Below are 18,496 nucleotides of genomic sequence, written 5' to 3'. Positions count from 1 at the left end.
ATTCGAATGGCGAATTTCAGGGGTGAGCTGAATAGTTACCTCACCTTTTCAGGCAACCACTTCACCAGCATCGCTTCAAGATGCTCTATCTTATAAGGCTTGGTCAGGTAATCATCCATGCCATACTCTTCGCATTTATCATACCCTTCTTCAAGTGAGCTTGCTGTCAATGCTATAATTGGAGTGTGCAGCATTCCCTCTTTTTCCCTGTTTCTGATTTGCCGTGTTGCTTCATAACCATCCATCACCGGCATATGGCAATCCATAAAAACAAGATCATAAAAGTGCTGTGACAAAAGCGCTATAGCCATTTCTCCATGATCAGCAATATCCACGATGCAACCCAGCTTCCCTAAAGTTTTCTTTGCAATGGTTTGATTAATTCGGTTGTCTTCCGCCACAAGAACACGCACCCCAGGCTCTATTTTTTCTAGTTTGGATAATAACTGAGTCGACTCTACCTCATGCGTAGCATCCGGTGCAGGCAAAAAATTTACATCAAAATAAAAGGCGCTTCCTTTCCCTTCTATGCTTTTAACACCAATTTCACCGCCCATCGCATTAACTAAACGCTTGCAAATAGCCAGTCCCAAGCCCGTTCCACCATATTTTCGTGTGGTTGAGTTATCTGCTTGAGAGAAAGATTCAAAAATTTTGGTCTGGTTTATCAGTGAAATTCCAATACCTTCATCAACCACTTCAAAGTGAAGATTAAAACCATTTTGCTGCCGCGAAGCACGCTCTATTTTTACAGTAATTTTCCCTTGATCAGTAAATTTAATGGCGTTGCTCAATAAGTTAGTCATCACCTGGCGCAAGCGTGTGGGATCACCCAAAGCTCGACTGGGTATATCAGTCGCTGGACTGAAAACCAGTTCAAGGCCTTTATTCAAAGCATTCCCTGTTAATAAACGGATACTTTCGTCAACAATATTAGCCGGGTTAAATTCAATGCTCTCTATTGTTAAGTGACCCGCCTCTATTTTGGAAAAATCGAGAAGATCATTAATCAATACGAGTAACGAATCGCACGAGTGACGTGCCAGCGTCAAATACCCCAACTGTTCTGCATCAAATTGCTCTTCTTCAAGCAGACCCAGCATACCCACCACACCATTGAGCGGTGTACGAATTTCGTGGCTTACGGTTGAAAGAAAACTTGATTTTGCCTGGTTCGCTGCTTCAGCGCGCTCTTTGGCAATCACCAACTGCTTGGTACGAATTAAAACCTCTTTTTCAAGGTGCTGATTGTGCTCTTTAATTCGCCTGTTGAGTGCATAGCTTTCCAGACCATAAGCACAACGCATGAAAATAACTGATAACAGACTTAAAAAAACATCATCCACTTCAATTGCTGGCAGGTCTGTCAACCCAACAAACATCCCTAGAACAACACCTTCCGTTGCAATGACATGCAGTATTTTTGTTTGAGAACTACCGCCGCTGGGAACAACGATCGTACGTTTTTGGCTGATTGCCCAGGCAAACGTTCCATCATCAATAAAAGCATCGACAATACGCTCCAGATCCTGCCTCGAACTTTTAGGCTCACAAACCTGAAGGTCAAATTCCAAGCCCAGTTTATCCACCATCAATAGGCCCAATGCATCTAAAGGAACCACTTTCTTTAAACGCGTCAGTGCATCAAGCGTGATCACTTCCGGGGTTGGAATTTCATTCGCACCTAACGCAGGGGGCTGGGTTGCAACAATAACATCTATAGAATCAAGCAAGCGATGATGTGCTTTCTCAAGCGTTGCAACTCTCTTCTCTTTTGTCAGTGAGTCATCAAACATAAACTCAATCACTCAAAATATAACGAATGGCATCCTGATACTGCCGCTCTAACTGCTGAATAATCAAAGGGATCACATTGGCTGACAAGCCAAGGCTTTGCCAAGCTTCATTGTTCAATTCAGGGGCATAAAACTCACCACTGCGACCCAGCTGCAGTGCGGTCGTCATTAGGTCGGCCACATGAACAATAGCCACCTCTTTTATTGAAACTTTGGCACTGGCAGGCACGTGATGATGCCCTACGACCTCCTCAAGGCACTCAGGTAACTTCCATAACTTCATCAACAAAGCCCCCACATCAGCATGAGTAAAGCCAACCATTTCCAGCTCTACATCTTGCAACAATAGCTGCATTGACCGTGCTTTTTGAATCACTTCACAAATGAGATCAGGAATCTCGCTAAACAAGACCAACTGACCAATATCATGCAATAAGCCAGCAACAAAATAGCGCTCGACATTAAGCTCTTTGCAGTACGTGGCCAACAAACGCGCGGCCACTGCTGTCGCCATACTGTGTCGCCAAAAAGAATCCATATCAACCAGATCGGCAGGCAAGTGATTGAATGTTTTTATCACCGAGCAAGAGAGCACCATATCCCTCAATTGCTGCGTGCCGATGACGGTGATTGCTCTTGAAATCGTATCTATTCTGGATGGAAAATTAAATAAGGCACTATTGGCAATACGCAGTAATTTTGCAGCCAGCACAGCATCTTCATTAATGATTTGAGAGAGGTGGTGATTCGATTTACACGGATCATTAATCGCCTCATCAACTTTAAAATAAACGGTCGGTAATATTGCAAATTCAGAGGCACTTGCAACCAAAGAGGCCGCATCATAAGCCATGAGCGGTCACCTTTCCTTGCATATAACGAAGCACCCATTGCCGATAGAGTTCGTGTACAACGGGGTGATTCAGGTTGGATTTTTTAAATAATTGATCGGCCTTGAGTTCCGCCTTTTTTAGCAGTGCGGGGTCAAACTGCGCCATGCTTTGATCTTCAGCTTCCTCTGAAGAGAGATCTTTGATATCAGCATCGGCAACGCCCCATGTTTTCATGATACGGATATGGCGTATCGTCAACTCCATTCCTTCACGAAGCAAAATTCGCCCATTCGAATCCTGCACATCTTGAGCCAAAATCATGCCAGGTGTAATGTCATTTATAATAATTAAAGCCACAGCAATGCTCCATGTTCAGCTGTCTATATACAGTTATCTGCTCAGTACAAATGAAACTTAAGGAATATCTGAGTGGAGAGAGGTAAAAATAGTGCCTAAACACGATGCATAGTGAGAGATTAAGTGTTGTTGAGGCTGTGACGATACGTTATATTCTGCAAAAGATTATATTTAGGACGAAATCGCACCGATATTCATGAAATACAAACATATAGAACAACTCACATGGTTAAGAGGTATCGCTGCTTTTTTGGTCATTGTCGCTCATTCAATTGATGCGACTAAAGTCAAATACTCTGATTCTGATGTCACAAGCCGCTTTCCACCCATGGATTTTATGGGGCTGGGGTTTTTTGGTGTCGCACTCTTTTTTGTTTTAAGCGGCTGCGCACTATGGATTAGTAACAGACGCTTTGACAACCATAGGGGAATTATTAAATTCTATATAAAACGAGTATTCAGAATATGGCCCGCCTTCTTTGTATCCGTGCTGATCTACCTGGTTTTTATTCAGATATTTCAATACTTTTACCTGAGTGAGCCGAGAGGTTTATGGATAGAGTTCCTCGCCGACAGTGATTTTTCATTCATCAATGTTTTACAGTATTTGAGCCTGACATCGAATCTTACAGGTCCTGACAACATCATGAATGTCGCCTACTGGAGCCTTCCTGTCGAGTTTCAGTTCTATATTATATTTCCTGTATTAATTGCAGCTATATTGTTCACTCGTGCACTGGGTCTTATTTTTATCGCAATTGCCCTCTATTTTATAGGCTCACTTCAGCTCATTGAGATTGATCGGTATGAAGTATTCACTTTAGCCTTTACATTCTGCGGGGGAATTTTAATTGGATATTTATATACTGAAAAAAAAGTGAACATACAAATGAGCATGCGATGGGGGATTATTTTATTGATCTTACTATTTACATTAGCGGCTGCGGTAAAAAATAACTACTTTCACCTCCCGAAACATATATTTTATAATCAGCAATTAAACTGGAATTTATACGGTTTACTAGCAATACTGAGTGTTTTTGTGGTTTTATATACAAAGTTTGATATTAAAGAGTCCTTTATTACAAGGTTCTTGAAACAATATGGTGAAATTTCGTATAGCACATACCTATATCACAACATATTTGTTGGGGCTTCTGTGCTTATTATTGTTAACACAGGTCTTTATGGCGATGAGATAAAACTATTTTTCACCTTTTTCCTGACTCTGTTCTTTAGCTACTTTGCCGCACTATACTCTTATCGGTATATCGAGTTACCAGGAATCAACCTTGGCCGGCAACTTATTAAAAAACTACAAAAATAGGCATTGGTAAGGAATTTAGATCCTCCTGATCTTCCCTTAAGATGACACGTACTGCCTCATTTACTATACTGGTGAGTTGTAGCTATCTTGACTCTAAGTGCTTGGTAGACATCTACTTAAAAAAGTAAACTGTTGATCTTTTTGATAATTCTATCATGCCGCATCACCTCCTCCGTGTTGTTTTTTTAGCCATATTATTGTACATACTGCACTTGTAGCCCTGAGTTTTCTGCTGCCTGAATTTGGCGCTTATCAGACGAGATAAAAAGTTCAGAATTCCACGTTATTGCACAGGATAAATGTAAAGCATCTAATGAACGCAACATATTATTTTCCAATAAGATGATAGAGCCTTCAACCACTTCAGGAACAAGATTGATAATCTGAATATCTTTTATATCCTCTGCAATTTGTCCTTTTAGAATAAGATAATTCTCTATCGAGAGGTTCCCCTCCCTTACTTTTCTGTTTAGCGCCGACATCATTTCAGGCAAGCAGATGATACTTAATCCAAGCATTGATGCCTGCTGGCAATAATCATCCACTTCCGTACTACCTTGTTCTTGTATAAATTTTTTAATAAATGCAGAAGAGTCAAAGAACACATTCATTATGAAATTTTTCGTTCTTCTATAATTATTTTTGAAATATCCTCGCCCTGAACCGTTAGCTTTATTCGTTTTTGCTTCCAGGATGGTTGACCTTTACTCTCTTTATTGATTGGCGTTATTTCAGCTATTTCCTTTCCATGACGTAATACATGAATCGTTTCTCCATTTTCTACAGAAGAAAATATAGCCGAAGCGTTTTTTCTAAACTCTGTGAAACTAACTGTCATCATCTGGATTTTGCCTCTATATCATATTTTGAATACACGAACTGTACTCTTATGTACAGAGGCGTGCAATAAAAAGCTTTTCGATCGCCCCGATTCATATGAAATCTGAGAAGATTGAACAATTATCAGATCGGCGTACAACACCAAAACCTAGGGGTAGACCGAAGAAAGTGAAGGGAAATAAGTGATTAAATCGAGTCTATGCAGTGGTCTAATAGAACAGGACACATTAATGAGAGACAATTAAGAGTCGGTAGTGGGTTAAACCTGAGAATCAATAGCCCCACGGCAAGCCTTCTCGCTTGAGCTCAAATTCGCTTCGCGAAGAGGGGCATATTGGTTAGCCTTAAACAAAAATATTTACGCCGCTAGCGGGGAGAATAAAACCCCCAAGGATTCAATATTATGTCAATAAACCTTTTATGTACGTTTTATTCTGTTAAAATTAGCTCTCCAAACAGTCACCCGACAAATGAATAATGAAACGTTTCAAAATCGGGTAGTGGCTCAAAGGTGTTTTTGACATGGACACCAGTTAGAATTCCATGTAACTATTCTTGAAACAATACGGTGAAATTTCGTATAGCACATACCTATATCACAACATATTTATTGGGGCTTCTGTGCTTATTATTGTTAACACGGGTCTTTATGGCGATGAGATAAAACTATTTTTCACCTTTTTCCTGACTCTGTTCTTTAGCTACTTTGCCGCACTATATTCTTATCGGTATATCGAGTTACCAAGAATCAATCTTGGTCGGCAACTTATTAAAAAGCTACAAAAGTCTTAAATAAAATAGCAAAACATATTAATTAATCATTCTGCGAGGTTTATCATCTATGATTTATAAAGTTTCTCCCCCAGCTTTACTGATAGCTGCTCTGTTTATTGCTGGCTGTGACGGTCAGTCCAAACCCATCACGAACAACGCCCCTGTCGCACTTGATGATAGCGGTGTCGATTATCAGGTGGATAAAAACGGCACTCTGGATAACGCATTACTGAACGTTTTGAGCAATGATTCAGATGCTGAAAACAGCCCACTTGAGGCTGTGATAGAGAGCGAATCCAGCGAGGGAACACTTACTCTTGCACTTGATGGAACGTTTGCTTATACCCATAACGGCGAAGCGATCACAGAAGACTCTTTTACCTATCGCGCCAGAGATAGTGAAGGTGAACTATCTGAAATTGCCACAGTCACTATTGTAATTAATAGTGAGGGTACAGAACCTGCTCCTGCTCCTGCTCCTGCTCCTGCTCCTGCTCCTGCTCCTGCTCCTGCTCCTGCTCCTGCTCTGCCCTGCCCTGCTCCTGCTCCTGCTCCAGAGCCAGAGCCAGAGCCCACTCCGGAAAATAAAGCACCTATTGCAGCCAATGATGGCGGCAGCGGTTATCAGGTAGAAAAAAGTGGCACACTGAATAACTCATCCCTTAATATTTTGGGCAATGATTCAGATGCAGAAGATAGTTCATTAGAAGCAGTCAACGCAAGCCAGCCCAGCAATGGCACGGTTACTCTTAATGCCGATGGCACATTTGTTTATATCCATAACGGCACAAACAGCCCATCAGACTCGTTTACCTATCAGGCCAAAGACAGCAGTGGCGAACTCTCTAATATTGCCACAGTCACCCTCACCATTAATATTCCTGTCAATAGACCTGTGGCAGTCGATGACTCCTATTCAGTGAATGAAGCCAGCACAATAACACACGATTTCGCCGAGGGTGTGCTGGCCAATGATAGTGATAGTGAAACTGCAAAAGCTGATCTGGTAGTCACGCTCATCACAGCCCCAAGTTGCGCGACTGTAGAGCCTTTTCCACTTGAGAACGACGGAAGCTTCGCCTACACTCATAATGGCAATGAAAACTGTGCTAGTGATAGCTTTGTGTATAGCGTTACCAACCAAAATGGTGAAAGTAGCGAGGCCACTGTAACGCTCAACATTACATTCACCAACAACGCGCCTTACTTTCTTCCAGGACATAATGGAGATTCAGTCAATGGCTCCAATGAATATGAAGTATTAGAGTTTACTCTTGCTGGCAAAAAGGAAAACAGTACTGGGCTGTTACGTACGGTTAGAGATGATGAAAATGACCCTCTCCAACTAAAAATTATTTCGGGTCCGAAATATGGAACACTTAAATTAGGAGGCACGACATATACAGACACAGGCGACGACAGCACTCTCTATAGCGAGGATTTCAGGTATGATTATGATGGAAAGGGGCCTTATAATTTTGGCAATGGCCTTGATTTAACTAGATGCGCTAACGGCGATCCTTCTACAGTTTTTAATGGCCTCACGAGCAGCCAGATTGAGGCGATTTCAAATGATGAGTCGCGTGTCCCTTTTTGCTTCGAAAACAAAGATACCATTCGCGTTATCGCCGTTGACTCCGTTGACAATGAAAGTGGAGAGAGCACAATAAATTTATTCCTGAATGTCCAGCCTGTCGCAAATGATGACTCTGTCACAACTGCGATGAATTCAGCTATTTTAATTGACGCATTCGCCAACGATTATGACCGAGATGGTGCTATTGTTCCTTCTAGAGTAACTGGATTGAGCTGCACTAGCGGCACGATACAATACGAAAGTGAACAATTAAAATATACACCCGCAGACGGTTTTTCTGGCACAGCAACTTGTAAATACACAGCAAGAGATAACAAAAGAGTGGGGTGGAATACAAGTTATTATGGCGCACCATCTAATGAAGCGACAGTCACTATTAACGTCACTCAATAGGGGTCTCTGAATCTTATACCTGAATCCGCACCTGAAGGTGCGGATTCAGGTTATATTAAAAGAAAAATTTCCACCCAATTATTGACAATAGTGTGGTGGGTATAGGGATTACCAAGAATAATGAATTTTACTTAAATCAATATTGATCGCTTCTTTGGGGTCATGCTCTAAATTTGCAAGATTAAGCAACATGTTGTTTGCAGCCAAGCCGCGAAAAGCAACCCAAGCATCAGGTTTGATAGTCAGTCTTTGGTAGTTTTTATGAGAGAGTTTGACTGTGAAATATGTTTCATCATCTTCATCATAAACCACAAACTCAATCTCGCCGTTAACGACAACTAGGTTAAGGGTCATTTTAATATGTTTTTTCCAGCCCTTGATGTCACCTTGGTGAATGGTTGAAAAATAGGCCTCACCAAAACCATCATAGCCAATATCACTCTTTTTCATACCATGAAAAATATCACCCTGTGGATGCATGACTTGCTTAAGCGGCGTTAGAATTACTTTGTCCATAACAGTGCTCTTTTTTTCGCAAACCCTTCATACTCACTAATTTGAGTCACTGTTTTTTGATACATATCTGCACCATTCTTATAAAAGTCATAATACCATTCACTGGTAAAGCGAATCGTTTCAGAATACTCCAGATTAGATTGCCATTTCAGGTAACCTAGCGCTTTATCACAACTGAGTTTCAAAAGACCTGCTTCATGAAAAGGGATATTTCCCGTGACTGCATAAGCTTCATCGGGTGAACTAAAGTGCCAATACTTGCTCAGCTCAATCAACAGATCTTCAACGGTATGATTTTGCTCTGCACGCGGCCCAAAATTAAATGTACCCCCGTGGAAATCTTTATCTTTATAAAGTGCTGAACCCAAGTTGAGGTATCCACTCAAAGGCTCAAGAACATGCTGCCATGGCCGAGTTGCATTGGGGCTTCTGATCTCAACTTTATCGCCTTCACTCCAAGCTTTAACGCAGTCCACCACAATACGATCTTTTGCCCAATCTCCACCACCGATGACATTTCCTGCACGTCCAACGGCCATTTTAACGTTGCACTCTTGCTCTGTGAAAAATGAGTAGAAGTAAGATTTGATAATCAGCTCTGCCGCACCTTTGGAGCCGCTGTATATATCTTTACCGCCCATAGGGTCATTTTCTTTATAGCCCCAGATTTGCTCAACATTATCGTAGCACTTATCGCTGGTGATAATGATGGCGGTGCAAAGAGGGTTAATCTCTTTAAGTGCTTCCAGGATATTAGCCGTTCCCATTACATTGGTGGAGATTGTCTCAATGGGATCACTGTAAGAGGTCGAAACGATGGCTTGTGCGGCCAGATGAAAGAGAAAGTCAGGTTTTTCCTTTGATATGATTTTTTTTATCGCATCAAGGTCTCGAATATCTTGCTGATAGTGTTTGATCTTATCTTGCAGATCAAGCTCTTCGAACATGGAAGGCTTCGTTGGAATATCTTTAGAAATTCCAATTACTTCACTACCGAGTTTTAAAAGCCATGAAACCAGCCAACTGCCCTTAAATCCAGTGTGACCTGTGACCAGTACTTTCTTTCCTTTATATACATTTTCAAACATAATTTAATAATTCCAAGCGGCTCTCTCACTCAATAACACACATCGCATCTAACACGGGTGTTAACGCACTCTTCCAAGTGTTAGCCATTTTATTGTAACCTTGCGCTGATGGGTGAAGTTCATCCCCCCAGTCATTACTGTCAGCCAAAGCACTGTACTGATCCACCATACTCACCGTTAAATTAGACCAATTTCCAGAAGCCACCATATTAGTCACAAGAGAGTTCAATGCAGCTACATCGCTATTTTCTGGGTTAAAATCAATGATTTTCGCAGTCAGTACATAAATATCTCTATTTTGAGCAACGGCCCAGCTATTAATGTTATTTAATATACCCTGCACATCATTTTTAACACCCTCAGGTGACTGAGATATTGGAATATTAAGATCATTGGTTCCAACATGCAGCAAAACAACCTCAGCAGGATTGTCACTCAAAAAACCATCCACATTCCCAAGAATCCAGTCCGCAGACTTTCCAGAGTTTCCTTCATGATTATTATCATTACCATCGCCACTCATTTTAGAGCCCACAAAATCAATCTTATAACTGGAGCTAGTAAGTGAACTATAGAGTGATTTTCGATAGCCGTTTCGTGCAGGTATTGATGGAAGACTGTCATTTGGATCGCCATTGATGCCTTCACTAATTCCATCTGTAATCGAATCCCCTAACGGCATAATTCGTGGCTCAATGAGAAAGGATCGTTTTGCTGTATCAGAAGTTTCACCTTCAACGCTCACTTGAAAGTCAAACACATCTCTTTTACCTAACCCTGCAAGATCAGTATGTTCAAATTCAAATGCACCGCTTGTTTTATTTGTAATACGCACTCGGCCATAAGTCGTATTTAACCAGTTATTCTCTGCAACTTCACCATTGCTACCGAGTTTGAAAACCATTTGACCTGCATCAACTGAATCATTATCACTGGCTTTTAATGTGCCCGTCTGCTGACTCTGTTTTTCTGCAAATGAGCAGTTTGCCTCAGCCACAGGATTATTATGGTTGACCATAATGGTCACCCTTGCAGCATTAGAAACCAATCCAGATCTATCTTTAACCGTATAATCAAAAGAGTCCTGCCCTACAAATGAAGCATTGGGTGTATACCTCACCAGGCCATTCACGACAGCCGTACTTCCTCCACTGGGCGGGCTCACAATGCTAATTGTTGAAACATTAATCGTACTATCTGGGTCATTATCATTAGCTGTTACATTAATATTAACGGCAACCCCTTTATTCGTACTTTCTTGATCTTCATCAGCAATGGGAGCATCATTTTCCAAGTTGATTATTAGTGTTACTGTTGCTTGTGCTGTCAAGCCACCGGCATCAATAATTTCATAAATAAAACTGTCACTTGTGGTTTCACTGCCATCATGCGTGTATGTAAAGCCACCATCAGCATCCAGCGTCAACGTACCATTAGTAGGGCCCCTAATAGCTGTAGTGTTCAATGTGATGGAGTCACCATCCGGATCACTATCATTCTCTAATAAATTGGCACCTTTGCTCATCCCTTCACCCAAATCATAAAAATCATCCACGGCTTGTGGCGCATCACTCCTGGCACGAATCTGGATGGTCACTACTCCACTGGATTCGCTATCACCATCACTCACAAGAAAGGCAAATTGATCTTCACCATTCATATTTGCATTCGGTTTATATTCATAGCGACCAGTGACTTGGTCAAGAATAGTCAATTCGCCCTTACCTGGGTTATTTTTAATTGAAAATTCCAGTTCATCTCCATCGGGATCTTCTGCGGCCATTATTGCAGTGGCGGACTCGTCCTCCATCACATCCAAAACGGAGTCTATTGCAACAGGCGCTGCATTTTTTGAGTTATCACTACATCCCGCCATCACTAATATAGAAAATAGTGAGAGCTGGAATAGACGAAAATGATGAGATAAAAACATTTTTTTGCTCATAAACCACTCAATGAGTCGAAAAGAAAAGGATGAAAAAAGAGAAGGATAAAATTTAAGAAACGAGAAATGCGGGTATTGTTGTTAACAACACCCGCATCTTTAAATCATGATTCAGAGTAACATAATTATTTGGCGCAACGGAAGCCTATAACGGCATTAGGTCCGCCGAGATCACCACCACCATTACCTGCAAAGAACCATGGGGTATATTCATCAATATTACCCGCTCCAACACCACTACCATTACCACGAAGCAATCCTTGAGCAGGTCCCGTAAAATCAGCGACCCACTCATAAACACCATCGGCCATATTAACAATACCCAAATCAGCGTCACTCTCTGCAGCTACGGCTGCCATACTCCATTCAGCATCAGTTAATAAGCGTTTACCCGCCTCTGCACAAGACTTCAATGCCGCTCTTTGATCAACTCCAGTTGTTGGAGCCATCACACCACCATGCTCAGTTTTATCCACACACAACGAGCCCACTGCAGCCATCTCATCAGGGCAACCACCACCTGTTAACTCGGCAATAGCTGTAGCATTTCCGTCAATTGTATTAAGAGGCTCAGCAGTAGAAGCATCTGCCTTCAATGCAAGCCCGTCTGTAAGAGCTGTAGCATCTGCCTTCAATGCAAGCCCGTCTGTAAGAGCTATAGCATCTGCCTTCAATGCAAGCCCCTCTGTAAGAGCTGTAGCATCTGCCTTACCAGCAATATCTGCTGCATTACCATTAACTGCATCTTTTACAGCTGTAAAATTACCATTGACCTCTGATGCCAGAGCCGTCTCTTCTGCTACGAAGGCTTTCATCGCATCGTCTGCTATTTCGCCTGCCATAACAGAAGAACCACCCATCATAAAAGCGGCTGCGATTCCTATTGAAAGTGCTGTTTTTTTCATAATCCATGTATCCTTTTAAATTTTAATGTCTATTCGTTATTATTAAAGTTTCAAAAATCAAATCAGAGCGCTTGTTTAGCCCCACTTACCCTGATCCCATTTCATTTGATCCCAATTACTGCCTGACTCACTGCCACCGCCATTGTCACCGCCACCGCCGCCATCACTACAACCTGATAAAGCGAAAAGCAGAACAAGGAGTGAAACAATCTTTATGCCAAATACTAATTTCATTGGCTTTTGCCTCCTGTTTCATCATCTAACATAACAAACAACTACAGCACTTCCGTGCTGCGACCTTTACAACTTTCCATTAAGTGAAGACAACTAAAAACTTCATTACAAACAGAAAAGAACACTATTACATCTCAGGAATAATTACGCAAGAATTGTATTACTTCCCCTACCCGCCTCTTAAATAACATTATTTCATAATAAAATCATCTACCCAATCACAAAACTTTTAATTTCAAGAGGCTTGAAACTCAGTATTCCACTCCAGCATGGGGCGTACAACCCCGACATAATTTCCTGGCCAATCCCCTCGAGTAGAGTCACCATCCAGGCTATCAATGACTTGAAATGCCAGTGCATCTCTCACATGAAACTGTAACTCCTGACGCGGCTCCAGCGCCCACATCGAAATATCAATCACCGCAGGGCCTTCTGCAAAAAAGTTCGCGGGAACGGTCACTCGACTGACATAACGACCGGCAGGCCTCGGGCGTTTACGCCACTGCGGATCCAAATCAACCGAAGCAAAAACTACAATACCCTCTTCATTCATAAATGAAACATGAGGCTGCAGTACATGCCCAGGTGTAGAGACTTCAAACTCAATTTCAACATGAATGGGCTCGCGAATATCAATGGCATCAGATAGCCTTCCATCAGAAAGGCATAGGCGAACCTCCCTGACTTTTACTATATCCGTCCCGGGCGCATCGGCCACACTGTCCCATGTCACACTTGAGTTACTACCATGGCCTTTTTCAAGATAAGCACTGACGATTTCATAAGCGGGGCCATCCATCTCCACCACACCTTGATTCAATAAGATGACTCGCTGACACATTCGGGTAATCGCTGACATATTATGTGAAACAAACAATACCGTGCGCCCCTCACTGCCAACATCTTCCATTTTATCCATACATTTTTTTTGAAATGCAGCATCACCCACAGCTAATACTTCATCAACGATCAAAATCTCAGGTTCCAGATGTGCCGCGACTGCAAAGGCCAAACGAATTCGCATTCCACTGGAGTAACGTTTGACTGGAGTATCAAGAAATTTTTCGACACCTGAAAATTCGACGATTTCATCAAACTTACGATCGACCTCTTTTTTGCGCATTCCGAGCACAGTACCATTCAGGTAAACATTCTCCCGACCTGTCAGCTCTTGATGAAAGCCTGTACCGACTTCAAGCAGACTGGAGATTCGCCCGCGCAACTCAAGTGAGCCTCGTGTCGGTGTCGTAATTTTTGACAGCACTTTGAGCAGTGTCGATTTACCGGCTCCGTTGCGGCCAATAATGCCAACCACCTCGCCTTGCTTGACTTCAAAAGAGACCCCTTTTAATGCCCACAAGCAGCTCTCTGTATCTTCAATCGTTTCAATATCATCAAACTCATACAGGGAGCGATATTTTCTAAAATTCTCCAGTGGACTCTTAATAAAATTTACCGCTGAACGTGCCAGACTATCACTCTTATTTGCTTTCGTACCAATACGGTACACCTTAGCGACATCCTGTACTTTGATTGCAATATCTTTATTACTCATATGTTCTTACTCGATCATTTCCAGTTTTTTATATGACATCAACAAAAAGTTTTTCTGTTTTTGTAAAATACCGCGCACCAGTGATAACAATTAAAACAGCGGTGATCGCACCTGGCAGGATATATTCCCAAGGTATTGCCCCTCCCAGAAAACAGGCTCGGAACCCTTCTATCACAGCCACAATCGGGTTGAGTGAATAGAGCAAGCGATATTCTGTAGGAATTGATGAGGCGGAATAGAGAATGGGGGCTGTATAGATCAGCAGACTCATCACATACGCCATGGCAAATTTTACATCTCTAAAACGAATAGCAAGTGATGACAACCACATCCCCAAGCCTGCAGGAATACACATCATTATCACAATAAGAAATGGAAACAGGAGTAAATTCCAGGTTGGAGCGATCTCATAAAACCACAAAACTGCCACCATCAATAACATGGCAATGAAAAAATCAACCAGCTTGGCCAGCACTGCGGTTAAAGGAAATATCAGGCGTGGAAAATAGATTTTACCGAGCATATTTTGCCCAGCCACCAAGCTCTGACTGGAAGCCAGCATGGCGGTTGACATATAGGTCCAGGGAATAATCGCAACTGTAGAAAAAAGTACGTAAGGGATACCATCAGTATCCAGTTTGGCCACTTTACCAAAAATAATAGTAAAAATAATAATTTGTACAAAAGGGTTTAAAATTGCCCAGGCAAACCCTAAAATTGTTTGCGCATACAGTACTTTAATATCCCGCCAAACCAAAAAGAAAAAAAGATCTCTGTACTGTTTCAGCTCCTGGAAGTCGATAGTACGCTTTTCATCGCCACCTTTTATAATAGTGACAGGCAGTTCACCTTGCTCTATTTTGCTCATATATTTACCTTAAATTTTTAGAAGCTCATGCGCTTCCAGTAGTGAAGCAACTTCTTGAATCAATGCAAAGGGATGTTTGGAGCGGATGGCGATATCTAATAAAGAGTTAGCGCCATCGGCCTGATTAAGCACCCATAGCATGGCCATCTGACGCTCTACGCGGTCATTCTCTCCACCCATCGCACTGTATAGACCGCGTTTGCCCAGTTGCGGCTCACATTTTGGATTGGTATTGATATAATAAGTATCCTTTTCCAGGATATTAATGATCTGACAAATCATGTGGTAAGAGTCTTCCAGATGCTCTGGTTTTATAAAATCCAGATTATCTGCTGAGGTATGATACTCAGGAAAAACTCCGTGTTTACTGCGTTCGAATAAGCCCACGGCTAAATTAAAACCAGGTGAACAGTATTGACGTTCGTCGTATCCGTACGGTGAAAAATCTTCAACAATCGCTGTAGATTTTCCACAATGCTCCAAAACATGCTCAATCGCTTTATCTATAAATGCATCACCTTGTCGGCTGCGTTTATAAACAGGCCCGCCGCCATCACCGACGCAGGAGAGTGCAATTCCATGCTTTATATTTTTTACTTTTTCTTCATTTCGAGCAAGCCAGGTGATTGAACCAATGGTTCCCGGCGCAAAAATAAAACGGTACGTCAGTTTTTGCTGGGTTTTGGAGAGATGTTTTGCCAGCAGTGTTAATAGTGCGATGCCCGACAAGTTGTCATTTGCCAGTGATGGGTGACAAGTATGCGCTGACAGCAAGACCTCTTCATCACTTTCACCTTTCAAAAGATACTCGCCATAACTCAGCGAGCCATCCTCTAGCGATGAGTCAATAAAAACTTCATAGACCTCATCATTAAGCTGTTCAAATTGATTATGGCTTAAGCAAAAACCCCAAGTCTCTTTGTAATATGAGGTTCGATAGGGAATTAAATCAGGTTGTTCTGGCAATGTAACAAGATGACCTTTAAGCTCGTCCAGTGATAATTTCTTATTCACTGGCACGCTGTAATTTAACAGATGAAGGTTGGACTTTTTAAAGTCCACAATTCGCTCACCTTTTGCATTTTTTATATAGGCATCCCTAACATTCCACTCTTTTGGTACCGTCCAATCAAAGACCTCTGTTCCAGTGGGTACTTCATGAATATCGAGTGGAATATGGCTCTGTATTGATTTCAGCGTCTCTCGAACGCCATCGCCACTAATGCTGCGACACAGTGGAAATAGTTTTTCAGAAAAACCATACATCCACTCTCCGGCAGATCGTTCAGCACTCATCTCTTCCAGAGAAAAATCAGTCATGTATTTCGACTTCAGGAATAGGCGTTACAAATTTCCCACCCCACGAACGCACCTCTTTCATCTGCTCAATAATTTCATTTTTCAAATTCCAAGGCAGAATTAAAACGTAGTCGGGTTTAGTTTCCATAATCTTTTCGGGTGCATAAATCGGGATATGCACACCCGGTAGATACAACCCTTGTTTGTGAGGGCTCAGATCAGTCGTATAATCAAGAAAGTCCGTGCGTACGCCACAATAATTCAACAAAGTATTACCTTTGGCAGGCGCTCCATAACCCACAACGGTTTTACCTTGTTCCTTTGCTTCGATCAGAAAAGTTAACAAATTACGCTTGGTTTTTTCGACTTGATCTTGATAGGACTGATAGTATTCAAGTGAGTTATAACCCGCTTTATCTTCACGATTAAGCATCTCTATCGCCCGATCAGTCACGGGTTTGCTTTGATCTTCTGTATGGCGTGCAAAAATACGCAATGAACCACCATGCGTACCTAACTCTTCAACATCAAATAGCGTTAAACCATGATGTGAAAATATACGTTCAACGGCGCTGAATGAGAGATATGAGTAATGTTCGTGATAGATGGTATCAAATTGGTTCAACTCCATAAGCTTCATCAAATGAGGAAACTCCATGGTAATCACACCATCAGACTTTAATATCAGCTTCATGCCACCGACAAAATCATTAATATCGGGAACATGCGCAAGCACATTATTACCTAGTAATAAGTCAGTGCTTTTACCTTCTTTAACCAATTCTTTAGCTGTTTGCACACCAAAAAATTTAACAAGAGAGGGAATCCCCTTCTCTTTTTCTGCCGCTGCAGCGACATTAGCACAGGGCTCTATCCCTAATACTGGAATATTTTTTGCCTTGAAATGTTGCAGTAGATAACCATCATTACTTGCTAGCTCCACAACCTGACTATCTTTTCCGTACCCAAATCGCTCACACATCATATCGGCATAATCCGATGCATGTTGCACCCAACTTTTTGAAAATGAAGAAAAATAAATATAGTCGTCACGAAAGAGTGAGTCAGCGCTTTGATGCTCAGGCAACTGTACTAAAAAGCATTTGTCACAAACATACACACATAATGGGTACATTGGTTCCATTTTTTGAAGGGCATCTTCGTTCAAAAAATCATTGGAAACAGGCGATACACCGAGATCAACAAAAACATGCTCAAGATGGGTATTACAGAATCGACACTTTTTTTCACTCATTACTTATATTCCAGATAAAGTCTATATAATTAATTTAACACTGTAAGGAATGGGCATGAAACAGTTCATTCAAATGGTGTGGTTCAGCACCTGATACAGAGTTATCATTGAGGTCAATGCTTTAGCCTAAAAAGTGCATTTACCAGACTTTCCATGGGGGAGTACTACTCGACCATAAATCTTCCAGAACATGTTTATCTCGTAATGAATCCATAGGCTGCCAAAAACCGTGATGCCTATAGGCATTTAATTGTCCATCTTGAGCCAAATTTTCCATTGGCTCTCGCTCCCACACTGTTTTATCTTCGTCAATATAATCAATAACTTTAGGTTCAAGCACAAAAAAACCGCAGTTTACCCATGCGCCATCACCCTCTGGTTTTTCTTTAAAAGTTTGTATATTACTGTTATTTTGAGCTAGGCTAAAAGCACCAAATCGCCCTGGTGGCTGTGCAGCCGTTAAAGTTGCCAGTGTTTTCTTTTCTTTATGAAATTTAATTGAGTCACGTATATTTACATCACTCACACCATCACCATAAGTCAAGCAAAATGTTTCATCATCCAGATAATTTTTGACTCGCTTCAAACGCCCACCTGTCATTGAGTTTTCACCTGTATCAACCAGCGTCACTCGCCATGGCTCGGCAGTGTTATTATGAATAACCATATCATTATTGCGCATATCAAATGTGACATCCGATGCATGCAGGTAATAGTTTGCAAAATACTCTTTTATGGCATACCCCTTATAACCACAACAGATAATAAAATCATTAATGCCATGAGAAGAGTATATTTTCATTATATGCCACAAAATGGGCCGCCCACCAATTTCAACCATGGGCTTGGGGCGAACACTGCTTTCCTCACTAATCCGCGTTCCATATCCCCCTGCAAGAATCACTACTTTCATA

The 18,496-nt window shown here is 41.6% G+C and carries 17 protein-coding genes; 2 read left to right on the top strand and 15 right to left on the bottom strand.

Annotation, left to right across the window (positions count from 1 at the left end; all coding sequences use genetic code 11):
- Positions 1-35 precede the first annotated feature (35 nt).
- From L3J70_03085 to L3J70_03075, 3 genes are read right to left on the bottom strand one after another with little or no spacing between them, the layout of a single operon-like run.
- Positions 36-1,796: an ATP-binding protein gene (locus L3J70_03085; GenBank protein MCF6235355.1), complete on the bottom strand. Its 1,761-nt coding sequence runs from the start codon at positions 1,794-1,796 to the stop codon at positions 36-38.
- A 4-nt stretch (positions 1,797-1,800) separates the two neighbouring features.
- The gene (locus L3J70_03080; protein ID MCF6235354.1) at positions 1,801-2,649 is read right to left on the bottom strand and encodes an HDOD domain-containing protein; all 849 of its coding nucleotides are present in this window, start codon (positions 2,647-2,649) and stop codon (positions 1,801-1,803) included.
- Positions 2,639-2,986, bottom strand: coding sequence for a hypothetical protein (locus L3J70_03075; GenBank protein ID MCF6235353.1), 348 nt, complete (start codon positions 2,984-2,986; stop codon positions 2,639-2,641). Before L3J70_03075 ends, L3J70_03080 begins: the two co-directional genes overlap by 11 nt.
- Positions 2,987-3,182: 196 nt before the next feature.
- Between L3J70_03075 and L3J70_03070 the strand changes: the two genes are divergently transcribed.
- Positions 3,183-4,313: an acyltransferase gene (locus L3J70_03070; GenBank protein ID MCF6235352.1), complete on the top strand. Its 1,131-nt coding sequence runs from the start codon at positions 3,183-3,185 to the stop codon at positions 4,311-4,313.
- A gap of 194 nt (positions 4,314-4,507) precedes the next feature.
- On the opposite strand, the gene L3J70_03065 is transcribed toward L3J70_03070, so the two are convergent.
- Positions 4,508-4,924 carry a type II toxin-antitoxin system VapC family toxin gene (locus L3J70_03065; protein MCF6235351.1) on the bottom strand — a complete coding sequence of 139 codons (417 nt, stop codon included), beginning with the start codon at positions 4,922-4,924 and terminating at the stop codon, positions 4,508-4,510.
- Positions 4,924-5,154: a type II toxin-antitoxin system Phd/YefM family antitoxin gene (locus tag L3J70_03060; protein ID MCF6235350.1), complete on the bottom strand. Its 231-nt coding sequence runs from the start codon at positions 5,152-5,154 to the stop codon at positions 4,924-4,926. Before L3J70_03060 ends, L3J70_03065 begins: the two co-directional genes overlap by 1 nt.
- 840 nt (positions 5,155-5,994) lie before the next feature.
- Between L3J70_03060 and L3J70_03055 the strand changes: the two genes are divergently transcribed.
- Positions 5,995-7,917: an Ig-like domain-containing protein gene (locus L3J70_03055; protein MCF6235349.1), complete on the top strand. Its 1,923-nt coding sequence runs from the start codon at positions 5,995-5,997 to the stop codon at positions 7,915-7,917.
- A gap of 108 nt (positions 7,918-8,025) precedes the next feature.
- On the opposite strand, the gene L3J70_03050 is transcribed toward L3J70_03055, so the two are convergent.
- The 10 genes from L3J70_03050 to rfbF form a co-directional block, all read right to left on the bottom strand.
- Positions 8,026-8,433 (bottom strand): WxcM-like domain-containing protein, encoded by a 408-nt coding sequence (locus tag L3J70_03050; protein MCF6235348.1) that lies wholly within the window; start codon positions 8,431-8,433, stop codon positions 8,026-8,028.
- Complete coding sequence (rfbG, locus tag L3J70_03045) at positions 8,421-9,521, bottom strand: CDP-glucose 4,6-dehydratase (protein ID MCF6235347.1); 1,101 nt, start codon at positions 9,519-9,521, stop codon at positions 8,421-8,423. The genes L3J70_03050 and rfbG overlap by 13 nt, the downstream gene beginning before the upstream one ends.
- 25 nt (positions 9,522-9,546) lie before the next feature.
- Complete coding sequence (locus tag L3J70_03040) at positions 9,547-11,466, bottom strand: Ig-like domain-containing protein (protein MCF6235346.1); 1,920 nt, start codon at positions 11,464-11,466, stop codon at positions 9,547-9,549.
- Between the two features lie 125 nt (positions 11,467-11,591).
- Entirely contained in the window at positions 11,592-12,371 is a 780-nt protein-coding gene (locus L3J70_03035; GenBank protein ID MCF6235345.1) for a hypothetical protein, read from the bottom strand.
- A 75-nt stretch (positions 12,372-12,446) separates the two neighbouring features.
- Positions 12,447-12,605, bottom strand: a complete 159-nt coding sequence (locus tag L3J70_03030) for a hypothetical protein (protein MCF6235344.1) — start codon at positions 12,603-12,605, stop codon at positions 12,447-12,449.
- A gap of 235 nt (positions 12,606-12,840) precedes the next feature.
- Positions 12,841-14,160: an ABC transporter ATP-binding protein gene (locus L3J70_03025; protein MCF6235343.1), complete on the bottom strand. Its 1,320-nt coding sequence runs from the start codon at positions 14,158-14,160 to the stop codon at positions 12,841-12,843.
- Positions 14,161-14,188: 28 nt separating this feature from the next.
- The gene (locus tag L3J70_03020; protein MCF6235342.1) at positions 14,189-15,028 is read right to left on the bottom strand and encodes an ABC transporter permease; all 840 of its coding nucleotides are present in this window, start codon (positions 15,026-15,028) and stop codon (positions 14,189-14,191) included.
- A gap of 9 nt (positions 15,029-15,037) precedes the next feature.
- On the bottom strand, positions 15,038-16,324 hold the full coding sequence (locus L3J70_03015) for a DUF4910 domain-containing protein (GenBank protein MCF6235341.1): 1,287 nt from the start codon (positions 16,322-16,324) through the stop codon (positions 15,038-15,040).
- Between the two features lie 16 nt (positions 16,325-16,340).
- Entirely contained in the window at positions 16,341-17,582 is a 1,242-nt protein-coding gene (locus L3J70_03010) for a class I SAM-dependent methyltransferase (protein ID MCF6235340.1), read from the bottom strand.
- A gap of 139 nt (positions 17,583-17,721) precedes the next feature.
- Positions 17,722-18,495 (bottom strand): glucose-1-phosphate cytidylyltransferase, encoded by a 774-nt coding sequence (rfbF, locus tag L3J70_03005; protein ID MCF6235339.1) that lies wholly within the window; start codon positions 18,493-18,495, stop codon positions 17,722-17,724.
- Position 18,496 lies beyond the last annotated feature (1 nt).

Source organism: Gammaproteobacteria bacterium (genome assembly GCA_021648145.1).
Taxonomy (GTDB): domain Bacteria; phylum Pseudomonadota; class Gammaproteobacteria; order JAADGQ01; family JAADGQ01; genus S141-38.
The sequence above is the reverse complement of the archived record's forward strand: the minus strand, read 5'-3'. Positions and strand labels throughout refer to the sequence as shown.